Source organism: Brevundimonas sp. KM4, assembly GCF_000964075.1.
In the GTDB taxonomy this organism is placed as follows: Bacteria; Pseudomonadota; Alphaproteobacteria; order Caulobacterales; family Caulobacteraceae; genus Brevundimonas; species Brevundimonas huaxiensis.
In genome coordinates this window covers 104,364-121,475 of the sequence record NZ_JZRG01000012.1, presented here as the reverse complement: position 1 = coordinate 121,475, position 17,112 = coordinate 104,364, and the positions used below count along the sequence as shown (strand labels likewise).

The window sequence follows — 17,112 nt, the reverse complement described above, 5'->3', positions numbered from 1 at the left end:
CTCAAATAACCCGCAAGGGCGATAGGCCAAGAATAGAGAAAGGCCCCGGAGCGATCCGGGGCCTTTTTTGTCTTGGTGCGGATGAGAGGACTCGAACCTCCACGCCTCTCGGCGCTGGAACCTAAATCCAGTGCGTCTACCAGTTCCGCCACATCCGCATCGGGTAGGCGGTCGCGTCTAGAGGGTGACGCCGCTCAGGGCAAGGCCTCAGCGACGTCCCGCGACCAGTTCGTTGCGTATGGAGCGTCCCAAGGGATCGCGGGCGCGCCAGCTGTCGCCGACATCCGCTTCGACCATCCGGCTGCAGAAGCGTGGCAGGATCTGGCGCGGGCTGAAGCCGGACAGACAGATCTTGTCGCCCTCGGCCGACCAGCGGGCCGCCACACGTCGCCCGTCCGAAAACTGAGAGGTGTAGCGCCCATCCGGCTCGAAATAGTGCCGGACCCACTGGCCGTTCGGATAATGGGACACGATCGTATTGCCGAACGCCTTGGACATATCGGCTGAGGCGGGCGAGGCCGCCAGCACCCCGACGATCGCCAAACCGCAGATCACCGAAACCTGCTTCACACGCCCCTCCTGCGCCATCCGTCATCGACTATCGACGATACATAAGACGGCGCAAGCGCTGCGGTTCCTCAGCCGTTGCCGCGACGACCCGATTCGAACAGGAACCAGACTCGCTTCTCACTTTCGTCGATCCAGTTCTCCAGCAGGCTGGCGGTCGCGACGTCGTTATGCTCGTCGCACAAGTCATGCACCTCGCGCATCCGGCCGATCAGTTCACCGTTGTCGTCACGAAGCTCCGCCAGCATATCGAGCGGGTCGACATAGTCTGCGTCGTTGTCGGCGATGCGTGATTCCTTGGCGATCTGACCGATGGAGCGCAGGGTGGTCCCGCCGATCTTGCGCGCCCGCTCGGCCATCGGATCGGTCATGGCTAGGATTTCCGCCGACTGCTCGTCCAGCATCAGATGGTAGTCCCGGAAATGCGGACCCGAGACGTGCCAGTGGAAATTCTTTGTCTTGATGTAGAGAGCGAACGTATCGGCCAGCAGGCCGGTCAGAGCGGCGGAAATGCTCTGGGTCGCCTCCTCCGACAGGCTCGTCGGCGTCTTCAGGGGCGCCAGGCGCTTTTCTTTGGCGGTGACCATTATCGTTCTCCTCAGCAGCAGTCTGCGGTCAAGCTAGGTAGCCGGACATCCGGACGGAAGGCCTGGCGCAGATGATAATGCTGAAGCTGTGAAGTGGTTCGGCGGCGCCGACCTTTGTCGGCGGATGGCTGGGGAACTAGGACTCGAACCTAGAATGACGGTACCAAAAACCGTAGTGTTACCATTACACCATTCCCCAGCAGGACCAGCGTTTCCGAAGCACTCTGTGCGGCGGAGGCGGTCAGATACGCCAAGCTGTTTTGGGATGCAACACCCTCTTTCAGGACTATTTTCGCTTGTCGTGAAGATGGGTCGAAATGGGCGCTTGCGGCCTATCAAACCCATGGCTATAAGCCGCGTCCTCACTTCGGGGCGACGCCGCCAGGCCAGCCCCCACGGTCGGAGTGTGGCTCAGCCTGGTAGAGCACTGCGTTCGGGACGCAGGGGTCGGAGGTTCGAATCCTCTCACTCCGACCATCTTCTCCTCAGAAAAATCGACGATGCGACAGCGGGTGTTCGCCCGCTGCCAGAACCGCGTCAGTCGTCGTTCGCCGCGCTCTCCATCGCCTGGCGCGCCACCGCATTCAGATGCGCTCCAACCGACTCGATGGTTCTTGAGCCCAGCGCCTTTCGGCGCGCGGTCAGGTCGGGCGAGCCCGCGTCATAATCGGCCATCAGCCGCCGCACGAACGCCCCGCCCTGAACATCGGCCAACACCTGATCCATCGCCTGGCGAGACTCGGCTCCGATGACGCGCGGTCCGGTCAGATAGGCGCCGTATTCCGCCGTGTTCGAAATCTTGGCGAAGGCGCCGGCGATGCCGCGCTCGTACATCAGGTCGGTCACCAGCTTGGTCTCGTAAAAACATTCGAACCACGCCACCTCGGGCGGATAGCCGGCGTCGACCAGCTTCATGAAGGCGGAATCGATCAGCTCGGCGATCCCGCCGCACAGCACCACCTGTTCGCCGAACAGGTCGCTCTCGCACTCGTCGCGCATCGTGGTTTGCAGAATGCCCTTGCGCCCGCAGCCCAGGGCCGCCGCATAAGAGAGGCCCAGGGCATGCGCGCCGCCCGTCGTGTCCTGCTGCACCCCAAACAGACAGAAGACCCCCTCCCCGGCTTCGTACAGATCGCGGATGCGCGGCCCGATCCCCTTTGGCGAGGCCAGGATGACGTCCAGATCCGCGCGCGGTTCGACCAGGCCGAATCGCACCGACAGGCCGTGGGCGAAGACCAGGGCCGCGCCCGGCCGCACGTTCGGCTCCAGTTCGTCGCGCCACAGATCGCGGTGCGCCTCGTCTGACGTCATGACGGCGACCACGTCCGCGCCCGACGCAGCCTGCCCGGCCGTCATCACCTCAAACCCGTCGGCGCGCGCCAGGTCGCGTGTTCTGGAGTCGGCCTTCAGACCCACCACGATGTCGGTCACGCCCGAATCGCGCAGATTCAGCGCATGGGTCCGGCCCTGGCTGCCGTAACCGATCATGGCTACGCGCTTGCCGCGAATGATCGAAAGGTCGCAGTCGCGGTCATGGAAGACGGGAAGCGGATTGGGTAGGGTCTGGGTCATGACCGCCTTCATAACCCCATCCGACGTCGTCGCCTTCTGGAAAGGGGCTGGGCCCGAAAAGTGGTTCGCCAAGGACGAGGCGTTCGACGCCGACTTCCGCGACCGAGGCCACGCCCTGCACTGGGCCGCCGCGCGCCGCGAACTGGACGGTTGGATGGACACGGCCGAGGGCGCCCTGGCGCTGCTGATTCTGCTGGACCAGTATCCCCGAAACAGTTTTCGCGGCACGGCGCATCAGTTCGCCACCGACCCGCTCGCCCTGATGTTTGCAAACCAAGCCGTAGCCCGCGATCTGCATCTGGCGGTCGAGCCGGCGCTTAAGAACTTCCTGCTGCTGCCCTTCGAACATTCCGAACGGATCGAGGATCAGGACCGCTACATGGCCTTGGTCGCGGGCGACGAGGAGTTGGAGAAGTGGGGCAAGCTCCACCGCGACATCATCGTCCGCTTTGGCCGCTTCCCGCACCGAAACACCGCGCTGGGCCGCCGGACGACGCCTGAAGAACAGACCTTCCTCGACGAAGGCGGCTTCGGCGGCTGATTCGCCCACAAGTATCTCGAGCTCCAAGCGTCTTCATGAAATTCAAGACGCGACCCCTTAGTTAGGAACTTCTTAAGTGACTCAGCGCGGCCTTGGCCGAGGTTGGGGACTCGATGATGGACGGCAGCGGGCACTTTGCTACTGGATCGGACTTAAGGTCACCGAACCTGACCGAGACGCTAACCGCGCCGGCCGATCATCCCGAGCGGCAGTATCTGAACCTGCTGCGCGACATCCTCGAAAATGGGGTCCGCCGCGACGATCGCACCGGCACCGGCACCCTGGGGGTCTTCGGCCGCCAGATGCGGTTCGATCTGTCCAAGGGTTTCCCGGTCCTGACGACCAAGAAGCTGCATCTGCGGTCGATCATCGTCGAACTGCTGTGGTTCCTGCGTGGCGAGACCAACATCGCCTATCTGAAGGACAATGGCGTTCGCATCTGGGACGAATGGGCCGACGCCGAGGGCGAGTTGGGTCCGGTCTATGGCAAGCAATGGCGGTCCTGGACCGCGCCGGACGGCCGCGTCATCGACCAGATCGAGAAACTGGTTCATGGGCTGAAGACCAATCCCAACAGCCGCCGCCACATCGTCACCGCCTGGAACCCGGCCGATGTCGACGACATGGCCCTGCCGCCCTGCCACTGCCTGTTCCAGTTCTTCGTCGCCGACGGAAAGCTCAGCTGCCAGCTGTATCAGCGCAGCGCCGACGTCTTCCTAGGCGTGCCCTTCAACATCGCCTCCTACGCCCTGCTGACGATGATGTTGGCCCAGGTCGTGGGTCTGGAGCCGGGCGACTTCGTCCACACCTTCGGCGACGCCCACCTGTATCTGAACCATCTCGAACAGGCCGAACTTCAGCTGACTCGCGAGCCCCTGCCCCTGCCCGTCATGCAGATCGCGCCCAAGACCGACCTATTCGCCTTCGACCTCTCGGATTTCACCCTCGAAGGCTACGAGGCCTGGCCGCACATCAAGGCAGCCGTCGCCGTTTAAGGTCATTCACGATGATCCGCGCTTTCTCTCTTGGTCTCATTCTGCTCGCAGCACCGGCAGCGTCGGCCATCGCTCAGCCGATCTCATCCGCCGTTGAAGCCGCCGAGATCACACCGGTACAAATCAGGGTGCCGGCGCCGGACGGTCGGGCCATACCGATCAGCATCTGGACCGCTCCGATCGAACGCGGCGTGGTGGTGTTCAGCCACGGCTATAACGGTTCGCCGACGGCCTATGCTCGCATTCTGTCGGCCTGGGCGGCGCATGGTTTCACGGTAATCGCACCGCTTCACGTCGATTCCCTGCGTCATCCGGAACATGAGAAATACGACAATCGCGCCGCCTTCTCGACCAGGCTGATCGACCTGGGCGTCGCACGCGGCATCGCCGCCCATGCGCATTCGGGCAAACCGCTGATCGTGGCGGGGCATTCGTTTGGCTCTCTGATGTCCGTGATCGAGGGCGGCGCCGTTACGGCTGCCGGGCCAGCAGGCGACCCGGCGGTGAAAGGCGTGATCGCCTTTTCCTCGGCCGGCTCGATCCCCGGCCTCGTCACCTCCGACAGCTACCGCACGCTTGACCGTCCGCTGTTGGTGATCACCGGCGATCAAGATCTGGTGCCTGGCTTCGTCAGCGATTGGCGCGATCATCGCGCGCCGTTCGACAACAGCCCGGCCGGCGACAAAACTCTCATGATCTTCGCGGGCGCTGACCACCAGCTGCCGGGGACGGCGCAAGGCGAGCAGTTTGATCAGGTCATCCGGGCGACTGAGGATTTCCTCGACGCCTATACGCTGAACGACGCCGACGCCCGGTCGCGCCTTCAGGCCTTCGCGGCGGACGGCGTCAGCGTCGAGCGTCGCTGAACAGATGGATTTGCGCCATCTGACCGCGTCGGTGCTTCGCATCTCCGACATCTATGCCGCCGAACACGATATCGAACGCGACCGCGACTGGGCCTTGCTCAAGCTTCAGGAAGAGCTTGGCGAACTGACCGCCGAGCATCTGCGTCTGACCGGCCGAGCACGAGGCGCGCCCGACAGCCAGGCGCTGGGTGACGAAGCGGCGGATGTGCTGGGGATGCTGCTGATCTACTGCGCGCGGGCGGACATAGATCTTGAGCAAGCCATGCAGCGCAAATGGCTGAAGTGGCTGGAGCCGAAAGCATGACCGTTCCTCTGATCGCATTGGTCGTCGCGCGTGGACGTAACGGCGTCATTGGCCGCGACGGCGACCTGCCCTGGCGGCTCCGCAGCGACTTGCAGAGGTTCAAGGCCATCACCGTGGGCAAGCCCTGCCTTATGGGTCGCAAGACCTGGGAGAGCCTGCCGTTGAAGCCTCTGCCGGGTCGGTTGAACATCGTACTGACGCGTGACGAGTCCTACGAAGCCGACGGCATGGCCAAAGGCGCGCTGGTCTGCGCCACTCTGGACGAGGCCATCGAGATCGGACGCGAAACCGCCGAGGACGATGGCGTCGAGGAGATCTGCATCATCGGCGGCACAGCCCTGTTTGAGGTCGCCCTGCCCCGCGCCAAACGCCTCTACATCACGGAAGTGGACGCCTCGCCCGAAGGCGACACTGTCTTTCCGTCATTCGACGAAACCGCCTGGGTCGAGGTATCGTCGGAATCGCACGCGGCGGGCGAGAAGGACGACCACGCCTTCACCTTTCGCGTGCTGGAACGCCGCTAGGAGAAACAGATGTACGTCACCACGACCAACGACCTGCCCGGCTTTCGCGTCACGCGCCACATCGGCCTGGTGCGCGGCGTCACGGTCCGCTCTCGCAACGCCATATCCGACGCCATCGGCGGGGTTCAGTCCATGCTGGGCGGCCGCGTCGGCGCCTATGTGAAGCTGGCTGAGGCCGGGCGTCAGGAAGCCTATGACGAACTTGTCAAACACGCCCAGGCCCACGGCGCCAACGCCATCCTGGCCGTCCGCTATGATGCGACGGAGATCATGCCGGGCGTGACCGAGGTGTTGTGCTACGGCACGGGCGTGATCGTCGAGCCGGCGTAACCGGCTCGACGTTTCCCGATTAGGACAGGGTCATCAGGTCCGAACGCTCGAAGTTGCGCAGCTCGTCTTCGCGACCGTCGCGGATCTTGGCGACCCACTGAGGATCGGCCAGCAGCGCGCGGCCGACGGCGACCAGATCGAATTCCTCGTTCTCCAGACGGCGCAAAAGACCGTCCAGCGAAGCGGGCTTTGAACCTTCGCCGCCGAAGGCCGCTATGAACTCGCCGTCCAGGCCCACGGATCCGACGGTGATCGTGGGCTTGCCCATCAGCTTCTTGGTCCAGCCGGCGAAGTTCAGGTCCGAGCCTTCGAACTCCGGCTCCCAGAAGCGCCGCTGCGAGCAGTGGAAGACATCGACGCCGGCGTCCGATAGTGGCGTCAACCACTCGACCATCTGTTCCGGCGTCTCGGCGATGCGGGCCGTGTAATCCTGCAGCTTCCATTGCGACAGGCGCAGGATGACGGGGATGTCGTCGCCGACGCCTTCACGCACCGCCTTCACGACCTCGGCGCCGAAACGGGCGCGATCCGCGATGGTCGGTCCGCCCCAGCGGTCCTCGCGCGCATTCAGGCCGCTCCAGAAGAATTGGTCGATCAGATAGCCATGGGCGCCGTGGATTTCGACAGCGTCGAAGCCGAGGTCTCGAGCCGCGCGGGCCGACCGGCCGAAGGCGGCGATTGTGTCGGCGACGTCCTCCTCCGTCATCGGCTCCAGCCTGGTCTTGCCCGGCATGGTCATGCCCGACGGACTGTCCACCTTGCCCAGAGGCGCCCAGTCATCGCCGCGTCCGCGGGCCGAGCCCACGTGCCAGATCTGTGGCGCGATCAGACCGCCGGCGGCATGAACCTCTTCCACCACCGACTTCCATTCCGGCAGCGCTTCGCCGTGGAAGACTGGAACATTGGCGTCGTTGCGCGCCGCCGGACGCTCGACGACCGTGCCCTCGGTCACGATCAGGCCCACCCCGCCCTCGGCGCGACGGCGATAATAGGCGGCGACGTCGGAGCTCGGGATGCCGTTCGGCGAGAAGGACCGCGTCATGGGCGCCATGACGATGCGGTTGGGCAGGGCCAGCCCCTTGATCGTGAAGGGGCTGAACAGGGCGTCGAGGCTCATCGTATCTCCTTGGGTATCTGTAGCACCCAAGGTGGCGAACAGGGTTGCGTTTGAAAACCCCTTGCGGCGGCTTTTTCTATAGCCCGAGCGCAGAGGACACGCGCGCGGCGATTTCGGCGAAGCGGTCGGCGATATCGCCCTGTGGATCGGTTGCGACCGGCGGTCGTCCGGCATCGCCGCCCTCTCGTAAGGCGGCGTCCAGCGGCAAGGCGCCCAAGAATGGGATGGACAGGCGCTCGGCCTCGGCCTTGCCCCCGCCTTCGCCAAAGACTGGCCCGCTCATGTTCTCGATCAGGCCAAACGTCGGGACATTGACGCGCTGGAACAGGGTGTGGGCGCGCCGGGCATCGGCCAGAGCGACTTCCTGCGGCGTCGAAACGATCACCGCCCCATCCAGGGGCGTCTTCTGGATCAGCGTCAGCTGGACATCGCCCGTGCCCGGCGGCAGATCGACCACCAGCACGTCCAGCGGCGCATACGCCGTTCCCCAACGCGTCTGGGTCAGCATCTGCGTGATGGCCTGCGACGCCATGGGTCCGCGCCAGATCATGGCGTCGTCCATCTTGGTCAAAAGGCCGACCGACATGGCCTTCAACCCGTGAGCGACGTGCGGCACGATGGCGCCGTCCTCGTAGGCGGGTTGGCCGCTGATGCCCAGCATCGTCGGCAGCGACGGCCCATAAACATCGGCGTCGAGAATGCCGACCGAAAGCCCGCGCGCCGAAAGTGCGGCGGCCAAGTTCACCGCGACGGTGGACTTGCCGACCCCGCCCTTGCCGCTGGCGACGGCCAGGACGCGGCGGACATGGGGGGGACGATCTGTGGGGACCGGCGCCTTGGCGCGGCCCTGATCAACGGCCGCCTTGGAAAGGCCCGCCGTGCGCGGCGCAGCAGTAGGCTGGGTCTCGGCGGTCAGAATGACCGAGACGCGCGCCATGCCGGGAATGGCCTTCAGCGCAGCCTCCGCTTTGTCACGAACCGGCGCGTAGGCGGCCGCCTGGCTGCGATCGACTTCCAGAGCAAACCCCGCGCGATCCTCGGCCACGACCAATCCCTGAACCAGACCGGCGGCGACCAGCCCCTGGCCGGAAACCGGATCGATGACGGCGTCTAGGGCGGCGATGACGGCGGTGCGTTCGACCAAGGCGATCTCCAAGGGACTTGCAGGCGATGATGCGCGCGTTCTATCGCCCTCGAACCCTTCCCGCGAGCCACGATTTGTCCAAGCCGCCCCCAATCACCCTGATCGCCGGCCCGACCGCGTCGGGCAAGTCGGCGCTCGCGCTGAAGATGGCGCGCGAAACGGGCGCGGTGATCATCAACGCCGACAGCCAACAGCTTTACGCCGACCTGCGCATCCTGACGGCCCGCCCGTCGGTTGAAGATGAAGCCCAGGCCGATCATCGACTGTATGGCGTCGCCGACGCGGCGGATGCCTGGTCCGTCGGACGCTGGAGCCGCGCGGCGTTGGATATCCTTGGTGAACTGCGCGCGGAAAATCGTCCTGCGATCCTAGTCGGCGGCACCGGGCTGTATTTCATGTCGCTGACGCGGGGATTGGCGGACGTTCCCCCTGTCCCGCTCGCAACCCGAGACGCGGTCGAAGCCGAGTTTGCCGCCCTAGGCGAAACAGCTTTTCGCGCTCGCTTGGCCGAGACCGACACCCGTGCGGCCCTTGCCATCGAACAGGGCGACCGGCAACGGCTGGTGCGCGCCATGAGCGTCTTCGTCGCCAGCGGCCGGTCGCTCAGCGACTGGCAGGCCGACACCCGCCCTCTGCTCGCGCCAGACTCATGGACAGGGATGGTGATCGAACCGGACCGACATCACCTCTATCGCAACTGCGACGCCCGCGTGGATCTGATGCTCGAACACGGCGCACTGGACGAAGTGCAGACCCTGACCGCCCGCCGGTTGCCCGACAATCTGCCCGCCATCAAGGCGGTAGGCGTGCGTGAACTGGCCGCCCTGCTGTCTGGCGAGATGACGCGGACCGACGCCGTCGCGGCTCTAAAACAGGCGACGAGAAATTATGCCAAACGTCAGTTGACCTGGTTTCGACAGCAGACGCCGCGTTGGTTGCGGACTACAACTGACCATTCCACATCAGGCGCCGGCTGATCCCGACAACGAAGTTGCGCTGGTTTGCGGCGGCGAGGAAAAACCACTACGCCGTAATGCGAACCATGTTGGAGACGTCGTGTGATCGTGTTTGGATTTATACTGTCGCTCTCGTTAGCGCAGCAGACGGCCCCGGCACCCGCCGCACCCGCGCCGAGCGTCTCCGAGCCCGCAAACGAGGACAACCGCATGGTATGCCGACGCGAGCGGGTCGTGGGCTCCAACCGCCCTCAGAAGGTCTGCCTGACGCGTCAGCAGTGGCAAGAACAGCGCGATAACTCGCGCCAGATGATGGACCGAACGAGCCCAGGCCGCGGCGAGGAATTGCCGAGCAACCGAGCCGGCTGACGGCACCGCCTTTTAATCCTGCGGAAACCGCCTATATTCGTCTGGTCCGGCTTCGGCCGGACTATGGCGATAAACGCGCTTGTAATAAGCGGACCGGACCCGGGTGCGATTCCCGGCGGCTCCACCAACTTTCTCCCCGCGTTATCGGCGGAGGCAGCATGGGGCCGACTAGCATCGACGGACGTGTAAAGAGGATTGCTTTCGCTCGTCCTGGCCCACCGTATCGGGCCATTTTCTAACTGCGAACGATAACTTCGCTGGAGAAGTCGCTCTCGCCGCGTAATGCGGTTCGAGTGATTTCGAATCTTAAGTCCTAGGGGTTCAGATCCTTGGGCGGGGCCTGTCGGGAGCCTGGCAACAGAATCCCGGCGCTTTACCTTCATGACACCTTTCGTCTGCGGCCCCGCGCCGCTATCAGTCGCGCTCTGATGTGAGGTGACGATGAGCGACCAGGCCCCTCCGGTCGATGAGATGCGGTACGAACAGCTGGCGCAGGAAGCCCTGCGCGGCGTCATGCGCGCCGCGCTGGAACGCGTGCTGGCCGAGGGCCTGCCCGGCGCCCACCACTTCTACATCACCTTCAAGACGCGCGCTGTCGGCGTCAGCGTCGCTCCCGACATTCTGGCTAAATATCCGGAAGAGATGACGGTAGTTCTGCAACACCAGTACGACGACCTGCGCGTCGAGCCTGAGCGTTTCTCGGTCAAGCTGCGCTTCGGCGGCATGCCCAAGAGCCTGGTCATCCCCTATTCCGCGATCACGCGCTTCTATGATCCCAGCGTCCAATTCCTGCTGCAGTTCGAAGACCCGCAGCTTCTGGACGAGGTTGAAGATGAGCCGACCCCGCCACAGGACATGCCGCCGATTTCGGACGGCCCCAAGGTCGTTTCGCTGGACCAGTTCCGCAAGAAATAGCCGCCGTCAGTCCTGGCGCGGATAAGAGCGGATCAGGATCCGCTCTCTTTCACCTTCGCGTCTTTCGACCAAGAGCCGCGCGACCTGTGCGTCGTCGTGGAACAGATAGCCCTTGATGGAATCGAGTAAGGCCTTGGCCAGATTGTCGAGGTCCATCCACGGCGGCTCGCCAACATGCTCCATGCGGATTTCGACGACATGGTCGCCCCATGATGGTCTGGCTCCGCGCCATTCCTTGCGCATGAACTCATAGACCAGCGGCTTGTAGTATTTGGCCTGGGTCGTCAGGCCGTCGATAACGATCTCGACCGCATCGCCATCCTCGCGCGCCCTGACCTTGCCGGTCCCGGTCCAGCCAGCGATCACGGTCGCATCGACTTTATGCAGACGGCGGGCGCAGCATCCAGCAAGCGCGCGGAGCGGATCGCTACAGGCGGCGTAAGCAGCTCCTCCGAATTCGCGGGCATCCGCTGGATTCTGCGCGCGACATCCAGCCCTTCGACCACAGCGCCGAATGCGGCGAAGCCCTGCCCGTCAGGATTCCGCCCTCCGCCAAAGTCCAGGCTCGGCGAATCTTGTGTGACGATGAAGAAGCTCGATGTGGCGCTGTCCGGTCCGTCCCGCGCCATGGACACCGCGCCGGCCGTGTGGCGCAGGCCAGTGTCTCGTGTCCGTTCAAGAGTGATCGGCGGTCGCGAGGCGTCGTCGCTGCCCCGTGGGGTCGCCGCCTGGATCACATCGATGGGATAGCGGCTGGCGGTATTGGTTTCGCGGCTGACGGTTCTGAAGAACGTCCCCCCATCGTAATCACCCGTCACGACGTAACTGATGAAGTTGCATGTCGTGATCGGCGCAGAGGCTACATTCACCGCCAGCACGATCGTGCCGGCTGTCGTGTCGAGCGCAACGCGTGGCATTGTCGGTTCAGGCTGAACAGTCGCGCAGCCCGCCAGCGCCGACAGCGCCGCCACGGCGATCAACCCTCGTCTCATATCCGCGCTCTTCTTGCCCTGCATGGCTCTCGTGCTACACCGCCGCGCAACCCATCGCCACGCCTGAGAGACGAGATTTACGCGCATGAGCAACGTCCGGACAGAGACTGACACCTTCGGCCCGATCGAAGTCGCCGCCGACCGCTACTGGGGCGCTCAGGCGCAGCGATCGCTGGGCAACTTCAAGATCGGCTGGGAGAAGCAGCCCCTGCCGGTCGTGCGCGCCCTGGGCATCGTCAAGCGTGCGGCCGCCGAGACCAATCGTGACCTGGGCAAGCTGGATCCGGCCTTGGCCGACGCCATCATTAAGGCCGCCAATGAGGTTATCGAAGGCAAGCTGAACGACCACTTCCCGCTGGTGGTCTGGCAGACGGGTTCGGGCACCCAGTCCAACATGAACGCCAATGAGGTGATCTCGAACCGCGCGATCGAGATTCTGGGCGGCGAGATGGGCTCCAAAAAGCCCGTCCACCCGAACGACCACGTCAACATGAGCCAGTCGTCCAACGACACCTATCCCACGGCCATGCACGTCGCCTGCGCCGAACAGGTGGTCAATGACCTGATCCCGGCGTTGAAACATCTGCACGCCGCGCTGGACGCCAAGGCCAAGGCCTGGGCCCACATCATCAAGATCGGCCGCACTCATACCCAGGACGCCACGCCTCTGACGCTGGGCCAGGAGTTCGGCGGCTACGCCCAGCAGGTCGAGAACGGCATCAAGCGCATCGAATTGACGCTGCCGGCCCTGATGGAACTGGCGCAAGGCGGCACCGCCGTCGGCACCGGCCTGAACGCGCCCATCGGCTTCGCCGAGAAGGTTGCGGCCCAGATCGCCGAAATCACCGGCCTGCCCTTCACCACGGCCCCGAACAAGTTCGAGGCCCTGGCCGCCCACGACGCCATGGTCTTCAGCCACGGCGCCATCAACACGGTCGCCGCCAGCCTGTTCAAAATCGCCAACGACATCCGATTCCTGGGTTCCGGTCCGCGTTCAGGGCTGGGCGAACTGGCGCTGCCGGAAAACGAGCCGGGCTCGTCGATCATGCCGGGCAAGGTCAATCCGACCCAATGCGAAGCGCTGACGCAGGTCTGCGTCCAGGTGTTCGGCAACAACGCCGCCCTGACCTTCGCCGGCTCGCAAGGCCATTTCGAGCTGAACGTCTACAATCCCGTAATGGCCTACAACTTCCTGCAGTCGGTGCGCCTGGTCGCCGACGCAGCCATCAGCTTCACCGACAACTGCGTCGTCGGCATTGAGGCGCGCGAGGACAATATCGCGCGCGGCCTGAACAACTCGCTGATGCTGGTCACCGCCCTGAACGGCAAGCTGGGTTATGACCTGTGCGCCAAGATCGCCAAGACCGCACACAAGAACGGCACCACGTTGCGCGAAGAAGCTGTCGGCGGCGGCTATCTGACGGACGCCGAATTCGATGAAGCCGTGCGGCCGGAAAAGATGATCTCGCCGGGCTGATCCCATCCTTGATGACACAACAAAGAAAAGGCCCCGCTTCCTCAGCGGGGCCTTTTTATTTTGGCCGTCAGATCGGCCTTAGTGCGGCTTCTCGGTCCAGCGCGCCTTGGCGTCGTCTTGGGTCAGGCTCAGATGGACGTGCTTGTCGTCAACCCGTTCGACCCAGCTGACCGGGATCATGTGGTGCTTGAAGCCGCCGGCGAAATCTAGCTTCGCCAGTTCGATCTGGTCGCCTAGGACGTGGTCGACCCGACCCACGTGACCGCCGTCCGAGCCTACGACTTCGAGGTGTTCCTTGATGAGCGAAACGTCAACCATGTGTATCTCCAGCAGTTTGGTTTGTCCTGCCGTTGAAAACACACCCGGCCTGCGACGGTTTCAAACGGCGACGCTTGTTCATCGCCTTGATGACAGGATTGGCCAGGACGCGGTAAAAGCCGGCGGTCACACGGAACCGGAACTCAAGACATGCGGCGGATTGGATCAGGCCTGTTGGGCGTCCTCATGGCCTTGGCCTTGTCGGCGTGTGGAACACTGGATCGCCCGACCGGCCCTCTTCGGATTACGGACGGCACGCTCGTCAAGGCGGAAGACCCTCGCATCCGCGCCAGCGACAGCGCGCGTTTGCAAGCCTTCACGCAGGAAATCGGTCAGCGGCTTCGGCCCGACAAGCCAACCTCGATCCTGGCGCTGTCCGGCGGCGGCGCAAATGGAGCCTACGGCGCCGGGCTGCTGGTCGGTTGGACCGAACAGGGCGATCGCCCCGCGTTCGACGTCGTCACCGGCGTCAGTACCGGGGCGCTTGCCGCGCCATTCGCCTTTCTTGGAAGGGATTGGGACGACGAACTTCAGCACGCCTATACCAGCGGCGCCGCCAGCAATTTGCTGAGCTGGCGCAGTTTCGCCGCCTTCCTGAACCCGAGCCTGTTCTCGTCACAGGTCCTACGCAATCTGGTGGACGAGAACGTGACCCCTGAACTGATGCAGGCCGTCGCGCGCGAGCACGCCAAGGGCAGACGCCTGCTGGTGGCGACGACCGATCTGGACAGCGAGGAAACCGTCATCTGGGACATGGGCCTCTTGGCGACACAAGGCGATGAGAACGCCCGCGAGCTGTTCAAGGAGGTGCTGGTCGCCTCGGCCAGCATTCCCGGCGTCTTCCCCCCGGTTCTGATCGCCGGGCTTCAGGACGACGACAAGGTGGTTCTGGAAATGCACGTCGACGGCGGCGTCAACACGCCGTTCCTGGCCATCCCTGAAGACCTGATGCTCTGGACCCGCCCAAAGGACGAAGGCCGCGTCGGCGCCCTCTATGTCATCGTCAACGGTCAGGTCGGCCGCAACGACGGGGTCACGCCTGGCCGTCTGTCAGGGATCCTGGCGCGGACCTATGACAGCATGAGCAAGTCGTCGCTGCGCATCCACTTGGCGGTGACGGCGGCGTTCGCGCGGCGCAATGGGCTGGACATGGCCCTGTCGGCCATTCCAGACAATGTCGCCGCCTCCAGCCTGAAGTTCGATCAGGAGACCATGACGGCCATGTTCGAACTGGGTCGCCAGCGCGGAGGCGGCGCCGATGCCTGGACACGGCTGGGCGAGCGCCCGGCGGACCAGCCCTTCATCCCCCAGACGACGATTTCGGAGTCTGAAGTGCCGGCTGTGCTGACGCCCGAGCCCTCGGCCAAACCGTCGGCCGATGCGCCCCCCGCCGAAGAGCCCAAGGCGTAGTCATGGGCGAGATCATCAATCTGAACCGGGCGCGAAAGGTCCGCGCCAAGGCCGAAGACAAGGCGCTCGCCGCCGCCAACCGCGTGGCGCACGGACGCTCCAAGGCCGAGAAGACCCTGTCTGCTCTTGAGCGTCATCGCGCCGAAAAGCAGTTGGACGGTCAGAAGCTGGAGCCGAAATCCGACGACTGACGTGGCTCAGGCCTTAGGCGCGCGGATCAGCATGACCTGCCCCGCCAGCACAAGCGCCAGTCCGATCAGGGCGCTCCAGCCGAACCGCGCGCCCTCGAACAGCACCGACACCAGCATGGCGATGGGCGGCGTCAAAGCCGAGATGTAGCTGGCCAGGGCATAGCCGCGTTGACGCGCGATTGTGAAATATAGCCCGAACGCGATCACCGACCCGAAAAGCGACAGATAGAGCAGCGACAGAACATAGTCCGGCGTCGGCTCGATCCGCCACGTCGCGCCGGTCGCCATGCCATATAGCGCCAACATCGCTGTGCCATAGGCCATCGCCCAGGAGGTGGCGGCCATGACGGGCGCGCCCGCCTGCTGTCCCCTCCAGGCGAACCAGTTGCCGAGCGCCGAAGCCAGTACAGCGGTCAGGGCGAAGATGACGCCCAGCCCCGGATTGAGGCCGGCGCCCGCCGCTGTGATCTGGCCGTAGGACAAGACCCCGACGCCCATGACGCCCAGAACTGCACCGATCCACGCCGCCGGCGCCGCCTTCTGTCCGCCCAGCAACCGAAACAGGATCAGGTTCACAAAGGCCAGGGCGGCGAAGATCACCGCGACCACAGCCGACGCCACCTGCCCTTCAGCCGCATAGACGAAGCCATAGCTGACCGCGAAGACAAAGGCGCCCTGTCCGATGGCGGCCAGATGCTGGCTGCGCGTCAGACGCAGCGGCCGGCGCGTCACGGCGCAGAAGGCGAACAGGACCGCCGACGCCAGACCAAATCGCCAGACGATGGAGACGATGAAATCAACCGGCCCCAGCTGCAGGGTGATCGCGTACCAGGTCGTGCCCCAGATCAGGGCGCAGATGGCGATCGCGACGATCGCAAAGGGGCGGCTCAAGGGTTGACCTCCGGCGGTGGACGGCCCGCATAACACGCTCTGGCGCCACGCGCCCTCACGTCTTGCGCCTGACTGTGACACACTGGGCGCCGCGAAGGAGATCGCCATGCGAAACGCCCCCCTGATCCTGCCCGCAGCCCTGGTCTTGGCGGCCTGCGCCGCCACGCCGGACATGACGACCGGAACGACGGTCGTAAACGTGACGGCCACCTATCGTGAACGGATCATGCTGCCGCCCGGCCATGTTCTGACTGTCAGGGTTGAGGATGTCAGTCTGGCCGACGCGCCCGCCAAGATCATCGCCGAGACCAGCGAGTCGCTGACCGGCGCCCCGCCCTATCGCGTCACCCTGGGCTTTCCCACGTCTCAGATCGATCCGCGCCACACCTATGCCGCGCGCGCCGAGATTCGCGACGCGGCCGGCGCCCTGGTCTTTGTCACAGACACGCGCCACGCGATCCTGACGAGCGGCGCGCCGGCCTCGGCCGAGATCGTGCTGAAGTCCGCGCGTTGAGCAGCCTTACCAAACGCTCGGTTGCGCTCGCCGGCCATGCCACCTCGGTGGCGCTGGAGCCGGAATTCTGGGCCGTGCTGGACCGGATCGCGGCTGCCCGCAGCCTCAGCAAGGCTCAGCTTCTGGCTGAAATTGACGCCGGTCGCGGCCGACGTCCCCTCGCCTCCGCCTGTCGCCTATTGGCGCTGGACTGGGTGGCGGATCATGGACGTCAAACGTGAGCGGCGCCTCGAAGATCGGCTAGTCGTCGCGGCCGCGCCTGCCCTGGTCGTCTATAGCTTCCGATCGGCTGATCAACTGCACCTCATCTGAAGAGGCGTCGCCCGTTTCGACGACCGCCACCCAGATCGCCATGATGGCGAACATCGCGGTCATGCCCAAGGCAAAGGCGATCCAGCCCGCCCGCCCGTTCGGCTTGCGGCGCGTCGGCCCTTGCTGGTGATCGTCGTGCTGCATTGCAGCTAGGAACCGACCCTCGCCCGCACGGTTCCGAGCTTTCGTCATGGGCGGCCCTGACTTTGTCGCGCGGTCA

General features: G+C 64.6%; 23 protein-coding genes, 3 tRNA genes and 1 other RNA gene. 15 read left to right on the top strand and 12 right to left on the bottom strand.

All coding sequences use genetic code 11. The features are described 5' to 3' along the window. Positions 1-73: 73 nt before the first annotated feature. The 4 genes from VH88_RS08235 to VH88_RS08220 form a co-directional block, all read right to left on the bottom strand. A tRNA-Leu gene (locus tag VH88_RS08235) sits at positions 74-158 on the bottom strand. A 49-nt stretch (positions 159-207) separates the two neighbouring features. Next, entirely contained in the window at positions 208-570 is a 363-nt protein-coding gene (locus VH88_RS08230) for a hypothetical protein (RefSeq protein WP_231576620.1), read from the bottom strand. Between the two features lie 68 nt (positions 571-638). Then, entirely contained in the window at positions 639-1,154 is a 516-nt protein-coding gene (locus VH88_RS08225; protein ID WP_045810805.1) for a Dps family protein, read from the bottom strand. 125 nt (positions 1,155-1,279) lie between these two features. Further along, positions 1,280-1,353: transfer RNA gene (locus VH88_RS08220), tRNA-Gln, on the bottom strand. Between the two features lie 201 nt (positions 1,354-1,554). Here VH88_RS08220 and VH88_RS08215 point away from each other — a divergent pair. Next, a tRNA-Pro gene (locus VH88_RS08215) sits at positions 1,555-1,631 on the top strand. Positions 1,632-1,691: 60 nt separating this feature from the next. Here VH88_RS08215 and ilvC read toward each other — a convergent pair. After that, a complete protein-coding gene (gene ilvC / locus VH88_RS08210) occupies positions 1,692-2,726 on the bottom strand; it encodes a ketol-acid reductoisomerase (protein WP_045810804.1) in 1,035 nt (344 codons plus the stop codon). Between ilvC and VH88_RS08205 the strand changes: the two genes are divergently transcribed. The 6 genes from VH88_RS08205 to VH88_RS08180 all read left to right on the top strand — a co-directional run bounded on the left by VH88_RS08205 (position 2,725) and on the right by VH88_RS08180 (position 6,286). Further along, positions 2,725-3,267: a DUF924 family protein gene (locus VH88_RS08205; RefSeq protein WP_045810803.1), complete on the top strand. Its 543-nt coding sequence runs from the start codon at positions 2,725-2,727 to the stop codon at positions 3,265-3,267. The two genes, ilvC and VH88_RS08205, sit on opposite strands and share 2 nt — an antisense overlap. A gap of 116 nt (positions 3,268-3,383) precedes the next feature. Beyond that, positions 3,384-4,262: a thymidylate synthase gene (locus VH88_RS08200; protein WP_369796279.1), complete on the top strand. Its 879-nt coding sequence runs from the start codon at positions 3,384-3,386 to the stop codon at positions 4,260-4,262. An 11-nt stretch (positions 4,263-4,273) separates the two neighbouring features. Then, on the top strand, positions 4,274-5,128 hold the full coding sequence (locus tag VH88_RS08195) for an alpha/beta hydrolase (protein ID WP_045810802.1): 855 nt from the start codon (positions 4,274-4,276) through the stop codon (positions 5,126-5,128). Between the two features lie 4 nt (positions 5,129-5,132). Further along, positions 5,133-5,432, top strand: a complete 300-nt coding sequence (locus VH88_RS08190; protein WP_045810801.1) for a phosphoribosyl-ATP pyrophosphohydrolase — start codon at positions 5,133-5,135, stop codon at positions 5,430-5,432. Next, the gene (locus tag VH88_RS08185; protein WP_045810800.1) at positions 5,429-5,956 is read left to right on the top strand and encodes a dihydrofolate reductase; all 528 of its coding nucleotides are present in this window, start codon (positions 5,429-5,431) and stop codon (positions 5,954-5,956) included. The genes VH88_RS08190 and VH88_RS08185 overlap by 4 nt, the downstream gene beginning before the upstream one ends. Before the next feature lie 9 nt (positions 5,957-5,965). Beyond that, positions 5,966-6,286: a YbjQ family protein gene (locus tag VH88_RS08180; protein ID WP_039243695.1), complete on the top strand. Its 321-nt coding sequence runs from the start codon at positions 5,966-5,968 to the stop codon at positions 6,284-6,286. Between the two features lie 19 nt (positions 6,287-6,305). On the opposite strand, the gene VH88_RS08175 is transcribed toward VH88_RS08180, so the two are convergent. Further along, the gene (locus VH88_RS08175; protein ID WP_045810799.1) at positions 6,306-7,403 is read right to left on the bottom strand and encodes an NADH:flavin oxidoreductase; all 1,098 of its coding nucleotides are present in this window, start codon (positions 7,401-7,403) and stop codon (positions 6,306-6,308) included. A gap of 76 nt (positions 7,404-7,479) precedes the next feature. Then, complete coding sequence (locus VH88_RS08170) at positions 7,480-8,547, bottom strand: Mrp/NBP35 family ATP-binding protein (RefSeq protein ID WP_045810874.1); 1,068 nt, start codon at positions 8,545-8,547, stop codon at positions 7,480-7,482. A gap of 74 nt (positions 8,548-8,621) precedes the next feature. Here VH88_RS08170 and miaA point away from each other — a divergent pair, with 74 nt between their 5' ends. The 3 genes from miaA to VH88_RS08160 all read left to right on the top strand — a co-directional run bounded on the left by miaA (position 8,622) and on the right by VH88_RS08160 (position 10,787). Beyond that, complete coding sequence (miaA, locus tag VH88_RS08165) at positions 8,622-9,524, top strand: tRNA (adenosine(37)-N6)-dimethylallyltransferase MiaA (RefSeq protein ID WP_045810873.1); 903 nt, start codon at positions 8,622-8,624, stop codon at positions 9,522-9,524. Between the two features lie 354 nt (positions 9,525-9,878). Further along, positions 9,879-10,245, top strand: a transfer-messenger RNA (tmRNA) gene (gene ssrA / locus VH88_RS15640). Positions 10,246-10,313: 68 nt separating this feature from the next. Further along, entirely contained in the window at positions 10,314-10,787 is a 474-nt protein-coding gene (locus tag VH88_RS08160; RefSeq protein ID WP_017504863.1) for an SspB family protein, read from the top strand. 6 nt (positions 10,788-10,793) lie between these two features. Here the strand turns inward: VH88_RS08160 and VH88_RS08155 are convergent, their stop codons facing one another. Together VH88_RS08155 and VH88_RS08150 are read right to left on the bottom strand one after the other, a co-directional pair. Further along, positions 10,794-11,174: a RusA family crossover junction endodeoxyribonuclease gene (locus tag VH88_RS08155; RefSeq protein ID WP_231576629.1), complete on the bottom strand. Its 381-nt coding sequence runs from the start codon at positions 11,172-11,174 to the stop codon at positions 10,794-10,796. Then, positions 11,150-11,803 (bottom strand): peptidylprolyl isomerase, encoded by a 654-nt coding sequence (locus tag VH88_RS08150; RefSeq protein WP_197071025.1) that lies wholly within the window; start codon positions 11,801-11,803, stop codon positions 11,150-11,152. The genes VH88_RS08155 and VH88_RS08150 overlap by 25 nt, the downstream gene beginning before the upstream one ends. Before the next feature lie 61 nt (positions 11,804-11,864). Between VH88_RS08150 and fumC the strand changes: the two genes are divergently transcribed. Further along, the gene (fumC, locus tag VH88_RS08145; protein ID WP_045810797.1) at positions 11,865-13,256 is read left to right on the top strand and encodes a class II fumarate hydratase; all 1,392 of its coding nucleotides are present in this window, start codon (positions 11,865-11,867) and stop codon (positions 13,254-13,256) included. A gap of 78 nt (positions 13,257-13,334) precedes the next feature. On the opposite strand, the gene VH88_RS08140 is transcribed toward fumC, so the two are convergent. Next, positions 13,335-13,574: a DUF2171 domain-containing protein gene (locus VH88_RS08140; protein WP_039243689.1), complete on the bottom strand. Its 240-nt coding sequence runs from the start codon at positions 13,572-13,574 to the stop codon at positions 13,335-13,337. Positions 13,575-13,748: 174 nt separating this feature from the next. Between VH88_RS08140 and VH88_RS08135 the strand changes: the two genes are divergently transcribed. Together VH88_RS08135 and VH88_RS08130 are read left to right on the top strand one after the other, a co-directional pair. Beyond that, a complete protein-coding gene (locus VH88_RS08135; RefSeq protein ID WP_231576618.1) occupies positions 13,749-14,984 on the top strand; it encodes a patatin-like phospholipase family protein in 1,236 nt (411 codons plus the stop codon). Between the two features lie 2 nt (positions 14,985-14,986). After that, positions 14,987-15,175: a DUF4169 family protein gene (locus VH88_RS08130; RefSeq protein ID WP_045810795.1), complete on the top strand. Its 189-nt coding sequence runs from the start codon at positions 14,987-14,989 to the stop codon at positions 15,173-15,175. Positions 15,176-15,181: 6 nt separating this feature from the next. Here VH88_RS08130 and VH88_RS08125 read toward each other — a convergent pair whose 3' ends face one another. Then, positions 15,182-16,066: a DMT family transporter gene (locus tag VH88_RS08125; RefSeq protein WP_045810794.1), complete on the bottom strand. Its 885-nt coding sequence runs from the start codon at positions 16,064-16,066 to the stop codon at positions 15,182-15,184. 106 nt (positions 16,067-16,172) lie between these two features. Between VH88_RS08125 and VH88_RS08120 the strand changes: the two genes are divergently transcribed. Together VH88_RS08120 and VH88_RS08115 are read left to right on the top strand one after the other, a co-directional pair. Further along, the gene (locus VH88_RS08120) at positions 16,173-16,580 is read left to right on the top strand and encodes a YbaY family lipoprotein (protein ID WP_052689528.1); all 408 of its coding nucleotides are present in this window, start codon (positions 16,173-16,175) and stop codon (positions 16,578-16,580) included. Then, a complete protein-coding gene (locus tag VH88_RS08115) occupies positions 16,577-16,801 on the top strand; it encodes a ribbon-helix-helix domain-containing protein (protein WP_039243685.1) in 225 nt (74 codons plus the stop codon). Before VH88_RS08120 ends, VH88_RS08115 begins: the two co-directional genes overlap by 4 nt. A gap of 19 nt (positions 16,802-16,820) precedes the next feature. Here the strand turns inward: VH88_RS08115 and VH88_RS08110 are convergent, their stop codons facing one another. Further along, entirely contained in the window at positions 16,821-17,084 is a 264-nt protein-coding gene (locus VH88_RS08110) for a hypothetical protein (RefSeq protein ID WP_156146784.1), read from the bottom strand. Positions 17,085-17,112: the final 28 nt, after the last annotated feature.